Source organism: Mycolicibacterium duvalii (genome assembly GCF_010726645.1).
GTDB lineage: Bacteria > Actinomycetota > Actinomycetes > Mycobacteriales > Mycobacteriaceae > Mycobacterium > Mycobacterium duvalii.
Map to the genome: position 1 here is coordinate 5,002,998 of NZ_AP022563.1, position 13,223 is coordinate 5,016,220.

At 69.5% G+C, this 13,223-nt stretch carries 16 protein-coding genes; 9 read left to right on the forward strand and 7 right to left on the reverse strand.

Annotated features, from left to right (window positions below; translation table 11 throughout):
• Nucleotides 1–98: 98 nt before the first annotated feature.
• Nucleotides 99–455, forward strand: a complete 357-nt coding sequence (locus G6N31_RS23720; protein ID WP_098002075.1) for a WhiB family transcriptional regulator — start codon at nt 99–101, stop codon at nt 453–455.
• A gap of 11 nt (nt 456–466) precedes the next feature.
• Here G6N31_RS23720 and bagB read toward each other — a convergent pair whose 3' ends face one another.
• Together bagB and bagA are read right to left on the reverse strand one after the other, a co-directional pair.
• Nucleotides 467–1,600, reverse strand: a complete 1,134-nt coding sequence (gene bagB, locus G6N31_RS23725; RefSeq protein WP_098002074.1) for an ATPase BagB — start codon at nt 1,598–1,600, stop codon at nt 467–469.
• Nucleotides 1,601–1,613: 13 nt separating this feature from the next.
• Nucleotides 1,614–2,651 carry an ATPase BagA gene (bagA, locus tag G6N31_RS23730; protein WP_098002073.1) on the reverse strand — a complete coding sequence of 346 codons (1,038 nt, stop codon included), beginning with the start codon at nt 2,649–2,651 and terminating at the stop codon, nt 1,614–1,616.
• 74 nt (nt 2,652–2,725) lie between these two features.
• Between bagA and sp36 the strand changes: the two genes are divergently transcribed.
• The 3 genes from sp36 to G6N31_RS23745 are packed head-to-tail and all read left to right on the forward strand — an operon-like array spanning nt 2,726 to nt 4,138.
• Nucleotides 2,726–2,887, forward strand: coding sequence for a Sp36 family protein (sp36, locus tag G6N31_RS23735; RefSeq protein WP_098002231.1), 162 nt, complete (start codon nt 2,726–2,728; stop codon nt 2,885–2,887).
• The gene (locus G6N31_RS23740; RefSeq protein ID WP_098002072.1) at nt 2,884–3,345 is read left to right on the forward strand and encodes a RidA family protein; all 462 of its coding nucleotides are present in this window, start codon (nt 2,884–2,886) and stop codon (nt 3,343–3,345) included. Before sp36 ends, G6N31_RS23740 begins: the two co-directional genes overlap by 4 nt.
• A 16-nt stretch (nt 3,346–3,361) precedes the next feature.
• Complete coding sequence (locus G6N31_RS23745; protein ID WP_098002230.1) at nt 3,362–4,138, forward strand: MBL fold metallo-hydrolase; 777 nt, start codon at nt 3,362–3,364, stop codon at nt 4,136–4,138.
• A 56-nt stretch (nt 4,139–4,194) separates the two neighbouring features.
• Here the strand turns inward: G6N31_RS23745 and crp are convergent, their stop codons facing one another.
• Nucleotides 4,195–4,869: a cAMP-activated global transcriptional regulator CRP gene (gene crp / locus G6N31_RS23750; protein WP_005138643.1), complete on the reverse strand. Its 675-nt coding sequence runs from the start codon at nt 4,867–4,869 to the stop codon at nt 4,195–4,197.
• A gap of 103 nt (nt 4,870–4,972) precedes the next feature.
• Nucleotides 4,973–5,305 carry a hypothetical protein gene (locus tag G6N31_RS23755; protein ID WP_098002071.1) on the reverse strand — a complete coding sequence of 111 codons (333 nt, stop codon included), beginning with the start codon at nt 5,303–5,305 and terminating at the stop codon, nt 4,973–4,975.
• A gap of 121 nt (nt 5,306–5,426) precedes the next feature.
• On the opposite strand from G6N31_RS23755, the gene nth reads away from it, so the two are divergent.
• From nth to marP, 4 genes are read left to right on the forward strand one after another with little or no spacing between them, the layout of a single operon-like run.
• Nucleotides 5,427–6,209 carry an endonuclease III gene (nth, locus tag G6N31_RS23760; RefSeq protein ID WP_420090268.1) on the forward strand — a complete coding sequence of 261 codons (783 nt, stop codon included), beginning with the start codon at nt 5,427–5,429 and terminating at the stop codon, nt 6,207–6,209.
• A 10-nt stretch (nt 6,210–6,219) separates the two neighbouring features.
• On the forward strand, nt 6,220–6,870 hold the full coding sequence (locus tag G6N31_RS23765) for a TlpA family protein disulfide reductase (protein ID WP_098002069.1): 651 nt from the start codon (nt 6,220–6,222) through the stop codon (nt 6,868–6,870).
• Between the two features lie 10 nt (nt 6,871–6,880).
• Entirely contained in the window at nt 6,881–7,675 is a 795-nt protein-coding gene (locus tag G6N31_RS23770; protein ID WP_234815185.1) for an NUDIX hydrolase, read from the forward strand.
• A complete protein-coding gene (gene marP, locus G6N31_RS23775) occupies nt 7,672–8,865 on the forward strand; it encodes an acid resistance serine protease MarP (RefSeq protein ID WP_098002067.1) in 1,194 nt (397 codons plus the stop codon). The genes G6N31_RS23770 and marP overlap by 4 nt, the downstream gene beginning before the upstream one ends.
• A 27-nt stretch (nt 8,866–8,892) precedes the next feature.
• On the opposite strand, the gene G6N31_RS23780 is transcribed toward marP, so the two are convergent.
• Together G6N31_RS23780 and G6N31_RS23785 are read right to left on the reverse strand one after the other, a co-directional pair.
• A complete protein-coding gene (locus tag G6N31_RS23780; protein ID WP_098002066.1) occupies nt 8,893–9,852 on the reverse strand; it encodes an alpha/beta fold hydrolase in 960 nt (319 codons plus the stop codon).
• Nucleotides 9,852–10,355, reverse strand: a complete 504-nt coding sequence (locus tag G6N31_RS23785; protein WP_098002065.1) for a phage holin family protein — start codon at nt 10,353–10,355, stop codon at nt 9,852–9,854. The genes G6N31_RS23780 and G6N31_RS23785 overlap by 1 nt, the downstream gene beginning before the upstream one ends.
• A gap of 165 nt (nt 10,356–10,520) precedes the next feature.
• On the opposite strand from G6N31_RS23785, the gene G6N31_RS23790 reads away from it, so the two are divergent.
• The gene (locus tag G6N31_RS23790) at nt 10,521–11,213 is read left to right on the forward strand and encodes a chymotrypsin family serine protease (RefSeq protein ID WP_435404858.1); all 693 of its coding nucleotides are present in this window, start codon (nt 10,521–10,523) and stop codon (nt 11,211–11,213) included.
• A gap of 3 nt (nt 11,214–11,216) precedes the next feature.
• Here the strand turns inward: G6N31_RS23790 and acs are convergent, their stop codons facing one another.
• The gene (gene acs, locus G6N31_RS23795; protein WP_098002064.1) at nt 11,217–13,178 is read right to left on the reverse strand and encodes an acetate--CoA ligase; all 1,962 of its coding nucleotides are present in this window, start codon (nt 13,176–13,178) and stop codon (nt 11,217–11,219) included.
• Nucleotides 13,179–13,223: the final 45 nt, after the last annotated feature.

Below are 13,223 nucleotides of genomic sequence, written 5' to 3' on the forward strand. Positions count from 1 at the left end.
CCCGGTACTCGCAGTGTGGCGTAGATCGCACCTCGTGATCGTCGTCCGTGTTGAATCGTCTGCGTTGTCGGGGCGCGGCCAGAACGAAGGGATCGCTGGTGTCAGTTACAAAGCCCGCCGCACGCAAGGCCACCGTGAATCCGTCGGCTCATTCCCCCTTGCACGGGGCCGAGGCCGAAGCCCGAATTGCGTGGGTCTCCCAGGCCCGGTGCCGACAGACCGATCCCGACGAACTGTTCGTCCGCGGCGCCGCACAGCGCAAGGCCGCGGTCATCTGCCGGCACTGTCCGGTGATCGCCGAGTGTGGCGCCGACGCGCTGGACAACCGCGTCGAATTCGGTGTCTGGGGCGGGATGACCGAACGCCAGCGGCGCGCCCTACTCAAGCAGCACCCCGACGTGGTTTCCTGGGCTGACTTCTTTGCCGCGCAGCGCAAGCACCGCAGCGCCGGCTGAATCCGGCAAACTCAGCCGACCTGTGCCGCCTCGCCGGTGATCTGATCGGCGATCGCGCGCAGCGCGTCCAGATCCGACACGTCGAACGGCAGCGACGGCACGCCGACGATGGCCACGTGCGGATTGGCGCCGGTGAACCGCGACAGCAACCGCACCTCCCGCTTGGCCGTCGAGGCCCGGTCTGCGTGGATGCGCAGCGCGGCCGCGGTCACCGAATCCGGCGCCGTCTGCGCCAGTTTCTCGGCCGCCTCGGCGGCGCGCTCCGCGGTGAGATCGCACAGCGTCGGATGCGTGCGGTTGAGGATCAGCCCCGACAGCGGCATGTGCTCGCTGGACAGCCGGTCGACGAAGAACGACGCCTCCCGGAGTGCATCCGGCTCGGCCGCCGAGACCACCACGAACTGGGTGCCACGACGTTTGAGCAGGTCGTAGGTGCGGTCGGCTTTCTCTCGGAACCCCCCGAACGTCGCATCCAGGGACTGCACGAACGACGCTGCATCGGAGAGCATCTGCGACCCCAGCACGGTCGACATCCCCTTCATGGCCAGCCCCACCGCACCGGTGACCAGCCGGCCGAAGCCCCGGCCCGGGGCCAGCAGCAGCCGCCAGAGCCGGCTGTCCATGAAACTGCCCAGCCGCTTCGGCGCGTCCAGGAAGTCCAGCGCGTTGCGTGAGGGTGGGGTGTCGACGACGATCAGGTCCCACTTGTCCTCGGCCAGCAGCTGGCCGAGCTTCTCCATGGCCATGTACTCCTGCGTGCCGGCCAGCGAGGTCGCCACCGTCTGATAGAAGGAGTTCTCCAGGATCGCGTCCGCGCGGTCGGGGCCGGAGTACTGCACCACCATCTCGTCGAACGTGCGGCGCATGTCCAGCATCATCGCGTGCAGCTCGCCGGGAACCTCGGCCGCCAGCGGCACCCGCTGCGGCGTGTTGCCCAGGGTCTTGATGCCCAGCGCCTGCGCCAATCGCTTGGCCGGGTCGATGGTCAGCACGACGACGGTGCGCCCGTACTCGGCGGCCCGCAGCGCCATCGCGGCCGCCGTCGTGGTCTTGCCGACGCCGCCGGCGCCGCAGCACACCACGACGCGGTTGGCCCGGTCGCGCAGGATCGAGGCCATGTCCAGGGCCGGTGGGGTGGTGCTCATCGATGTCCTCCGCTCACCGCACGCCCTGGCGGGCGAGCTCTTCGGCCAGTTCGTACAGGCTGCCCAGGTCTACCCCGTCGGACAGGGTGGGCAACTCCAACCGCGGCACGTCGATCTCGACGAGCTGTTCGGCGCTCTCGGTGCGCGCCGCGATCCGGGTCGCGTGCTGGATGGTCTCGGTCAGTAGCCCCGCGAAATCCTTGTCCGACAGGGTGATTCCCGCCTGTTCGAGCTCGGCGCGCACGGTGTCGGCGTCGACGTCCCCGTCGGCGGCCTTGGCCAGCGCGTCGGGCGGCAGATAGGCCGGGATGTTGCGGTTGACGATGACGCTGCCGATCGGCAGGTTCATCTGACGCAATTCTTCGATGGCCTCGACGGTCTCCTGGATCGGCAGGGCTTCCAGCAGCGTCACCAGGTGCACCGCGGTCGCGTCGGAGTGCAGGATCTTGACCACGCCCTCGGCCTGCGAGTGCACCGGCCCGCCCTTGGCGATCTCCGACACGGCCTGGGTGACGTCGAGGAACCGGGCGATGCGGCCCGTCGGGGGAGCGTCGACGACGACGGCGTCATACACGGCGTGCTTGCCGCGGTCCTTGTCGGTGCGGGTGACGATCTCCTTGATCTTGCCGGTCAGCAGCACGTCGCGCAGACCCGGCGCGATGGTGGTGGCGAACTCGACCGCGCCGATGCGGCGCATCGCCCGGCCGGCCAACCCCAGGTTGTAGAACATGTCGAGGTATTCCAGGAACGCGGCCTCGGTGTCGATCGCCAGCGCGTTGACCTGACCGCCACCCTCGGCGGTGGCGATCTTGACCTCGTCGTACGGCAGCGGCGGCACGTCGAAGAGCTGCGCGATGCCTTGGCGCCCTTCGACTTCCACCAGCAACACCTTGCGGCCGTTGGCGGCCAGCGCCAGCGCCAGTGCGGCAGCGATCGTCGTCTTACCCGTGCCGCCTTTGCCGGAGACGAAGTGCAGGCGGGCTTTGGTCAGGCGAGACGGCCAGCCGGTCGCCCGGGGACCGGTCGCTGTCCCGTTCGGTGTGGTTGCCACCAGTGCATGCTAGCCAAGGCCTACGTGCCGACCGTTAGGCTCGGTGTCATGAGTGCACAAGGCTGGTGGGAAACGTGAGCGAAGCGAACAAATGGGAGTACGCGACCGTCCCGTTGCTGACACATGCCACCAAGCAGATCCTCGACCAGTGGGGCGAGGACGGCTGGGAGCTGGTCTCCGTACTGCCCGGACCGACCGGGGAACAGCACGTCGCGTACCTGAAGCGCCCCAAGTGAGCGGCTGGTCGGACCGGCTGGGCCAGCTCGGCATCACGTTGCCCGAGACGGTGGCGCCGGTGGCGGCGTACGTTCCGGCCGTACGCACCGGCAACCTCGTCTACACCGCCGGTCAGCTGCCGATCACCGCAGGCAAGCTGCCCGCCGTCGGCAAGGTCGGGGCGGACGTATCTCCCGAGCAGGCCAAGGACCTGGCCCGGCAGTGCGGGCTCAACGCGCTGGCCGCCGTCGATTCCCTGGTCGGGCTCGATGCCGTCGTGCGGGTGGTCAAGGTGGTCGGCTTCGTCGCGTCGGCACCCGGTTTCGGCGGCCAGCCCGGCGTCATCAACGGTGCCTCCGAGCTGTTCGTCGAGGTGTTCGGCGATGCCGGGGCGCACGCCCGCTCGGCGGTGGGGGTCTCGGAGCTGCCGCTCGACGCGCCGGTCGAAGTGGAGATCATCGTCGAGGTCAGCGGCTAGGGGTCCGGTGAGCGGCCTGGAACATCCCGCCTACGGCCTGCTGCGGCCGGTGACCGAGACCGCCTCGGTGCTGCTGTGCGAGAACCCGGGCCTGATGACGCTCGACGGCACCAACACCTGGGTGCTGCGCGGACCCGGCAGCGACGAGATGGTGATCGTGGATCCCGGGCCCGATGACAAAGACGAGCACATCGAGCGGTTGGCCGAACTCGGGCCGATCCCGCTGGTGCTGATCAGCCACCGGCACGGCGACCACACCGGCGGCATCGACCGTCTGGTGGAACTGACCGGCGCGGTGGTGCGGTCGGTGGGAAGCGGATTCCAGCGCGGACTCGGCGGACCGCTGGCCGACGGCGAAGTGATCGATGCGGCGGGCCTGCGGATCACGGTGCTGGCCACCCCCGGCCACACTGCCGATTCGATGTCGTTCCTGCTCGAGGACGCCGTGCTGACCGCCGACACGATCCTGGGTCGCGGCACCACCGTCATCGACACCGAGGACGGCGACCTCGGCGACTACCTGGAGTCGCTGAGACGGCTGGCCGGTCTGGCGCAACGCCGGGTGCTGCCCGGCCACGGGCCCGACCTCGACGACGTCGTCGCCGTCAGCGAGACCTATCTCGCGCACCGCGAGCAGCGGCTGGAGCAGGTGCGCGGCGCGCTGCGCGAACTCGGGGAGGACGCCGGGGCCCGCGCGGTCGTCGAACACGTCTACACCGACGTCGACGAGAAGCTGTGGGATGCCGCGGAATCCAGCGTGCAGGCCCAGCTGGACTACTTGCGCCGGAGCTAACGCGCTCGGTACCGGATGCTCGCTCGTTACCTCGCTCGGTACCGGATGCTCGCTCGTTACCTCGCTCGGCGCGCCAGCCGTTCGCTGTCACTGATCAGCACGCTCTTGCCCTCCAGCCGGATCCAGCCGCGGTGGGCGAAGTCGGCCAGCGCCTTGTTGACGGTCTCGCGGGAAGCGCCGACGAGCTGGGCGATCTCCTCCTGCGTCAGGTCGTGGGTGACGCGCAGTGCCCCGCCCTCCTGCGTGCCGAACCGCTGGGCCAGCTGCAACAGCTGCTTGGCCACCCGGCCGGGCACGTCGGTGAAGATCAGGTCGGCGAGGTTGTTGTTGGTGCGGCGCAGGCGGCGGGCCAGCACGCGCAGCAGCTGCTCGGCGATCTCGGGGCGGTCGGCGATCCAGGCGCGCAACGCGTCACGGTCCATCGACACGGCACGCACCTCGGTGATCGTGGTGGCGCTCGAGGTGCGCGGTCCCGGGTCGAAGATCGACAGTTCGCCGAACATGTCGGACGGACCCATGATGGTCAGCAGGTTCTCCCGGCCGTCCGGGGAACGGCGGCCGATCTTCACCTTGCCCGAGATGATGATGTACAGCCGGTCCCCGGGCTCGCCCTCGGCGAACACGGTGTGCCCACGCGGGAAGTCGACGGGTTGCAGCTGCTTGGTCAGCGCGGAAACGGCGCTCGGTTCGACCCCTTGGAAGATTCCGGCCCTGGCCAGGATCTCGTCCACGTTGCCCCTCTTAAAGCTGTTCGATGAATGGTCATGCGCGCGCCGACCTCTGAAGCGATCGCGGGATCAGTCTAGAGGTACGGCGTTTCGTGACCAGCCCACGCTACACAGGATTGGCGTGCCGGGTCTGCTGAAACTCATTATTGAGCCGACCGTGGAAGTACTCGCGCGTGGGCAAACCCGATGCCGGTGTCACGGTGGAAAGCCCGCCGGTGGCCGAGTCGACCTCACCGCGACGCTGGGCCAGCCCGTGCAACGCGCTGTCCATACCGTTACGCGCGAGCGCGTCGACGTCGCCGGCCTCGGCCTTGTCGAGGAACTCGGCGACGTCCGCCGCCGAGAAGGTGTCGTGCCGCAAACCCGCCTCGACGCGTTCCAGACCGAAGGTCGCCAGCATCAGCAACCCCGGGATGAACGCGACGAGCAACCACGACACACCGCAGAAGTAAACACGTTCAAGGTCTCAACGGGATCACGAAAAGCCCACGTTAAGGCGTGATCCGCGGCCGGGCGCTGCTCGGCGCGTCGCGGGCGGTACGTACCCTGGCCTGGTGAGCGTGGGTGAGACGACCAGCGGTGCGTCCGCACCGGCCCGGCGGACGTCGAGCAGGAAGTGGGACCGGGAAACCCGGCTGGGGCTGGTGCGTCGAGCACGCCGGATGAATCGGGCGCTGGCGCAGGCGTTTCCGCACGTCTACTGCGAACTGGACTTCACCAACCCCCTCGAACTGACGGTGGCCACCATCCTGTCGGCGCAGAGCACCGACAAGCGGGTCAACCTGACCACGCCCGCGCTGTTCGCGAAGTACCGCACTGCGCTGGACTACGCCCAGGCCGACCGCGCCGAACTCGAAGAACTCATCCGGCCGACGGGATTCTTCCGCAACAAGACCACCGCGCTGATCAAGCTGGGCCAGGAGCTGGTGGAGCGCTTCGACGGCGAGGTGCCCGGGAGCCTCGACGAACTCGTGACACTGCCCGGGGTGGGGCGCAAGACCGCCAACGTCATCCTCGGCAACGCGTTCGACATCCCCGGCATCACGGTCGACACCCATTTCGGCCGGCTGGTGCGGCGATGGCGCTGGACCTCCGAGGAGGACCCGGTCAAGGTCGAGCACGCCGTCGGTGAACTGATCGAGCGTTCCGAGTGGACGCTGCTCAGCCACCGCGTGATCTTCCACGGCCGGCGGGTCTGCCATGCCCGCAAGCCCGCCTGCGGCGTGTGTGTACTGGCCAAGGACTGCCCGTCCTTCGGTACCGGACCCACCGATCCGCTGGTGGCCGCGCCGCTGGTGAAAGGACCCGAGACCGAGCACCTGCTGGCGCTGGCCGGGCTGTAGACCGTCGCTTGTGAGTACATCAGCCCGCTGGAGCGTGGTCGCGCTGGTCGTCATCGTCGCGCTCGCCACCGCGCTGTGGGGCGAACTGGGCGACGACCGGAACGCCGGCCCGGCGCCCACGACCGAAACGGTGTCGCCACGCGACCGCCGCGCCGCCGACACCGCCGAGGCGCTGGCCGAACCGCGCCGCCGCGCCGACCTGGCACCGTGTCCGCGGCCCGGCGCCGGCCCGGGTCCCGAGCCGCTGCGCGGTCTGACCCTCGAGTGCGCGGGCGACGGATCGCATGTCGACGTGGCCGCCGCGCTGGCCGGCCGGCCCACCGTCCTGAACCTGTGGGCCTACTGGTGCGGTCCGTGCATCGACGAACTTCCGGCGATGGCCGAGTTCCAGCGGCGCGTGGGACCCGGCGTGACGGTGGTGACCGTGCATCAGGACGAGAACGAAGAAGCGGCGCTGCTGATGCTTTCCGACCTCGGGGTGCGGCTGCCGACCCTGCAGGACGGGCGGCGCACGATCGCCGCCGCGTTGCGGGTGCCCAACGTTATGCCGGCCACCGTGGTGCTGCGCGCGGACGGTAGCGTGGCCGAAATTCTGCCTCGGTCCTTCACGACGGCCGAGGAGATCGCTGATGCGGTCCGGCCGACGATCGGAGTGGCTTAGGAATGGCACGGTGAGCTGGGACTTCCAGCCCGAGGGCGCTCCCGGGGAACTGGTCCCCGACACGTCTCCGGCGTGGCTGACGCCGCTGGTCGACCGCCCCGAGGCCGTCCGCCACGCCTACCGGCGCCGGGTGCCGGCCGAGGTGATGGCGGCCGTGACCGCCGCCAACGCCACCGCGGCCGTCACCGGTGCGCGCCGCGACGCCGCGGTGCTGGTGCTGTTCTCCGGTCCGCCCGACGGGACCGCCGGCCGGTTGCCTGAGAATGCCGACCTGCTGGTGACCGTCCGAGCCTCCACGCTGCGCCACCACGCCGGTCAGGCCGCGTTCCCCGGCGGGGCCGCCGACCCCGGGGACCGTAGCCCGGTGCACACTGCGCTGCGCGAGGCCACCGAGGAGACCGGCGTGGACGCCACCCGGCTGCGCCCGCTGGCCACGCTGGAGAAGATGTTCATCCCGCCCTCGGGATTCCACGTCGTTCCGGTGCTGGCGTACTCGCCGGACCCGGGGCCCGTCGCCGTGGTCGACCGGTCCGAGACCGCGCTGGTGTCGCGGGTCCCGGTGCGCGCCTTCACCAACCCGGAGAACCGGATCATGGTGTACCGCAGGGGAAGCACCCGGCGCGCAGCCGGCCCGGCGTTTCTGCTCAACCAGATGGTGGTGTGGGGTTTCACGGGTCACGTCATCTCGGCGATGCTCGACGTGGCCGGCTGGTCCACCGACTGGGACACCGACAACGTCTACGAACTCGACGAGGCAATGAGACTCCTGGACACCGACGACAGCTACGGTGAAGCGCAACGATGACCGCGTCTCTGTGGCTTGACCTAGCCGTACTCGCCGTAGCGCTCATCGCCGCCGTGTCCGGCTGGCGATCGGGGGCGCCGGGTTCCCTGCTGGCCTTGATCGGGGTCGCGCTCGGCGCGGTGGCCGGTGTGCTGCTGGCCCCGCACGTCGTCGACCACATCGACGGCCCGCGCACCAAGCTGTTCGTCACGCTCTTCCTGATCCTGACGTTGGTGGTGATCGGCGAGATCGCCGGCGTGGTGCTCGGTCGGGCGGTGCGCGGAGCGATCCGCAATCCGGCCCTGCGTATCGCCGACTCCGTCGTCGGCGTGGCGGTGCAGTTGGTGCTGGTGCTGACCGCGGCGTGGCTGCTGGGCACCGCGCTGATGTCGTCGCCGCAGCCCAACCTCGCCGCGGCGGTGCGGGACTCCCGGGTCATCGCCGAGGTCGACGAGATCGCGCCGGACTGGCTGCGCTCGGTGCCCGACCGGCTGTCGTCGCTGTGGGAGACCGCCGGGCTGCAGGATGTCCTCAAGCCGTTCGGTCCGACTCCGGTGGTCGCGGTCGACGAGCCCGACCAGTCGCTGAAGGACTCCGCGGTGGTCGGCGTGACGAGGTCCAGCGTGGTGAAGGTGCGCGGGGTGGCCAACAGCTGTCAGAAGATGCTGGAGGGCACCGGTTTCGTGGTGGCGCCCAACCGGGTGATGTCCAACGCCCACGTCGTTGCCGGGTCGGACACCGTCACGGTCGAAGTGGACGGCCAGACCTATGACGCCATCGTGGTCTCCTACGACCCGGACGCCGACATCTCGATCCTCAACGTGCCCGACCTGCCCTCGGCGCCGCTGCAGTTCGCCGACGGAGAGGTGCCGTCGGGCACCGACGGCATCGTGATGGGCTACCCCGGCGGCGGGGACTTCGTCGCGACCCCGGCCCGGGTGCGCGAGACCATCGAGCTCAACGGCCCCGACATCTACCGCACCAAGGAGATCACCCGGAAGGTCTACACCATCCGGGGCGAGGTCGCGCAGGGCAACTCGGGCGGACCGATGATCAACCGCGGCGGCAAGGTCCTCGGCGTCGTCTTCGGCGCCGCGGTCGAGGACAAGGACACCGGCTTCGTGCTGACCGCCGACGAGGTCGCCCGGCAGATGACCCGGTTGGGCAACGTCGACCCGGTGCCCACCGGCACCTGCATCAACCCTGGTTGACCGGGCTGGTCGAGCAGAGCCGGCCGCTCACAGGTACACCTGCTGCAGGAACCGCGACAGCTGTTCGTTGACGGCGTTCGGTGCCTCCTCGTGCGCGAAATGCCCGGCGCCGTCGACGGAGACGTACCGGCCGTGCGGCGCGTAGTGCTGGGTGCGGTACACCGGGTCGGCGAGCACATACGGGTCGGATTCGCCGCGCAGGTGCAGCACCGGCACCGAGATCGGCCCCTTCATCGAACGCATGAAACGCCGGCCCTCGGAGCGCAGCTGGCTGCGCACCGCCCACCGCTGGTACTCCAGCGCCGAGTGCGCCGCCGACGGGATCTGGATCGCCCGCCGCAGGTGCGTCACGGTATGCGCGAAGTCCTCGGTGGCCGGCCACTTGGCCCCCGAGCGGGAGCGCACCAACCGTTCGACTTCGGCGGCGTCGTCGCGGGTCAGCATGTGCTCCGGCCAGAGCGGCACCTGATAGCGCAGCATCCAGGGCACCAGTGCCCGCCCCTGGTCGCGGCGCCGCAGCGCCGATGCGCGCAGGGCCGCCGGGTGCGGCGAGCTGACCACCGCGATGGCGTGCACCGCACGCGGGTGCAACACCGCGGTGGCCCAGCACACCAGGCCGCCGTCGGCGTGGCCGACCAGCGTTGCCGAGTTGTGGCCGAGGGCGCGGACCAGACCGGCGGTGTCCCCGGCCAGCGTCCAGCCGTCGTAACCGCGGGGCGGCTTGTCGCTGCCGCCGTACCCGCGCAGGTCGACCGCGACCACCCGGGCCCCGGACAACCCGCGCAGCTGATGACGCCAGGACCACCAGAACGAGGCGAACCCGTGCAGCAGGATGACCAGTGGACGGTCGGTCAGCGGTCGGGATTCGTCAAGCGCGCCGGAGGCACCCTCGGCTTCGACGACGTGGAACCGAATGCCGTTGGCGTGGACGTCGAGATGTCGCCACGGCCCGTCGATGCGAACGACCGACGGATCGGGTGGGGCCATTACCAGCCGGACGGATCGGCCGCCGGCTGCTTGCCGTCCGGCGCCGCGACGGCTCTCTTGTCCGCATGGGGTGTCAGCGCCTCGGGCAGTTCCTTGACCGATTCGATGGTCTTCTGCGGGCCCCGGATCCGGCGCACTTTCAGATAGCCGAACAGCGCGAGCACACCGGTGACGACGACCATGATGCCGAACACGATCAGGAACGCGGCCCACCGCCACAGCCACTGGTCGAGCAGCTCGGCGACGAAGAAGAACAGGAAGAACGTCGAGTAGAACAGCACGACCAGCGCGGCGATGAAGAAGACGCTGCCGGTGAGACCCTTCTTCACATCGCGGGTGATCTCCGCCTTGGCCAGCTCCACCTCGGCGCGCACCAGCGTCGACACCTGGGCGGTGGCGTCCTTGACCAGGTCGCCGATCGACGGGTCGGGCTTGGGTGCGTGGGGGTCCACCAGCGGTATCGACGTCACGGTGCTGGGCACGCCGTTCTTGCGATCGCTCACGCAATGTTCCTTCCCGCCGGATCCATCAGGCGCGGTTCATATCCATTCGGTTGCGGTTCATGTTGCCACGTGGCGTGGCGCTAAACGACGCCGCCGTGACGTTAGACTGCCGGAACTGCAGGAGCTGGCGGGTCGGGCACATCGATTGGGGTTTCATCCGTGAAGATCGGCGACCGCTGCCTCGCTGCTCGCGCGCTGCTCCTCGCGGTGGTCGCATGGTGTTCGCTGGCGGCCGTTCCGGCGGCGGCCGCACCGGTGGTGACGCTGGGCGGGGGTTCCGGTCTGGTGATCGACGGTGAGACCTTCTGCACGCTCACCGCGATCGGCACGGACAACCGCGGCAGCCTGGTCGGCTTCACGTCGGCGCACTGCGGCGGCCCCGGGGCGGTGGTGGCCGCCGAGGACGCCGAGGCCGCGGGCCCGGTCGGGCGGATGGTCGCCGGCAACGACGTCCTGGACTACGCGGTCATCGAGTTCGACCCGCAGAAGGTCAATCCGGTCAGCGAGATCAAGGGCTTCCGGATCGACGGGCTGGCGCCCGACCCCAGGTTCGGCGACGTCGCCTGCAAGCTCGGCCGCACCACCGGGTACTCCTGCGGGGTCACCTGGGGTCCCGGCAAGGAGCCCGGCACCATCCTCAACCAGGTGTGCGGCGGGCCCGGGGACTCGGGCGGCCCCGTCACCGTCAACAACCGGCTGGTCGGCATGCTGCACGGCGCGTTCTCCGAGTCGTTGCCGACGTGCGTCGTCAAGTTCATCCCGCTGCACACCCCGGCGGTGACGATGTCGTTCAACACCCAGCTGGGTGACATCACCGCCAAGGGGCGGCCGGGGAGCGGTTTCACCCCCGTGCGGTAACGGCTACTTGCTGGCCCGGATCGCCTCGAACACGCTGGGATCGACCAACGTCGAGGTGTCGCCGAGTTCGCGGCCCTCGGCGACGTCGCGCAGCAGCCGGCGCATGATCTTCCCGCTGCGGGTCTTCGGCAGCTCCGGGACCACGTGGATCTCGCGGGGCTTGGCGATCGGCGAGATCTCCCGGGCCACTTCGGCGCGCAGCTCGTCGACCATGTTCTCCTCGCCGCCGTGCGCGCTGGTCTTGAGGATCACGAACGCGCAGATCGCCTGACCGGTGTGCTCGTCGGTCGCGCCGACCACCGCCGCCTCGGCGACCCCGGAGTGCCCGACCAGCGCCGACTCCACCTCGGCGGTCGAGATCCGGTGCCCGGAGACGTTCATGACGTCGTCGATCCGCCCCAGTACCCAGATCTCGCCGTCGGTCCCGATCCGGGCGCCGTCGCCGGCGAAGTACCAGCCCTTCTCGGCGAAGCGGGACCAGTAGGTCTCCTTGAACCGCTCGGGATCACCCCAGATTCCGCGCAGCATCGCGGGCCACGGCTGGTCGAGCACCAGGTAACCGGTGGTGTGCTCACCGTAGTCGGGGGAACGCTCGAGCTCGTTGCCGTCGTCGTCGACGACCTTGGCCGAGATGCCGGGCAGCGCCCGCATCGCCGAGCCCGGCTTGCAGTTGGTCACCCCGGGCAGCGGCGAAATCATGATCGCGCCCGTCTCGGTCTGCCACCAGGTGTCGACGATCGGCGTCTGGTCCTTGCCGAACGCCATCCGGTACCAGCGCCACGCCTCCGGGTTGATCGGCTCGCCGACCGACCCGAGCAGCCGCAGCGACGACAGATCGTGCTCGGCCGGGATCTGGCGGCCCCAGCGCATGAATGTGCGGACCAGCGTCGGAGCCGTGTAGTAGATGGTGACGCCGTACTTCTCGATCACCTCGAAGTGCCGGTGTTCGGTCGGGGAGGCCGGGGTGCCCTCGTAGACCACCTGGGTGGCGCCGTTGGCCAGCGGCCCGTAGACGATGTAGCTGTGCCCGGTCACCCAGCCGATGTCGGCGGTGCACCAGTAGACGTCCTTGTCGGGCTTGACGTCGAAGACGTAGTGGTGGGTGTAGGCGCACTGGGTCAGATAGCCGCCCGAGGTGTGCACGATGCCCTTGGGCTTACCGGTGGTTCCCGAGGTGTAGAGCAGGAACAGTGGTTGCTCGGAGTCGAACGCCTCCGGAGCGTGCTCGGTGGAGGCCGCCGGGACGATCTCGTCCCACCATTTGTCACGGCCGTCGGTCCACGGGGTGTCGATCCCGGTGCGGCGCACGACCACAACGTGCTCGACCGGGTTGTCGTCCCCGAGACCAGCGATGGCCTCGTCCACCCCGGTCTTCAGCGACACCGCCGACCCGCGCCGGTACTGCCCGTCGGCGGTGATCACCAATTTGGCCTGCGCATCCTCGATGCGGGCCTTGAGCGCCGAGGCGGAGAACCCCGCGAACACCACGCTGTGCATCGCGCCCAGGCGCGCGCAGGCCAGCATCGCGATGATGGCTTCGGGGACCATCGGCATGTAGATCGCGACCCGGTCCCCGGCCTGCAGGCCGAGTTCGGTCAGCGCGTTGGCGGCCTGGCACACCTCGTCCTTGAGCTGGGCGTAGGTGATGTCGCGGGCGTCGTCGACCGGTTCGCCGACCCAGTGGATCGCGACGCGGTCACCGTTGCCCGCCTCGACGTGGCGGTCGACGCAGTTGTAGGCCACGTTGAGCCGGCCGCCGACGAACCACTTCGCGAACGGGGCGTCCGACCAATCGAGCACTTCGTCGAACGGGGTCTCCCAAGCCAGGCGCCGTGCCTGGGTGGCCCAGAACTCGAGCCGGTCGGCTTCGGCCTCGGCGTACAGCGCTTCGGTGGCGTTGGCGTTTGCGGCGAACTCAGGGGCCGGGGGGTAGGACGACGGAACATCGACGTGCGTCTCGGTCATGGTTGTGAGGGTAGTCACTGAGCGTCCCGCTGAAACCTGCAACTC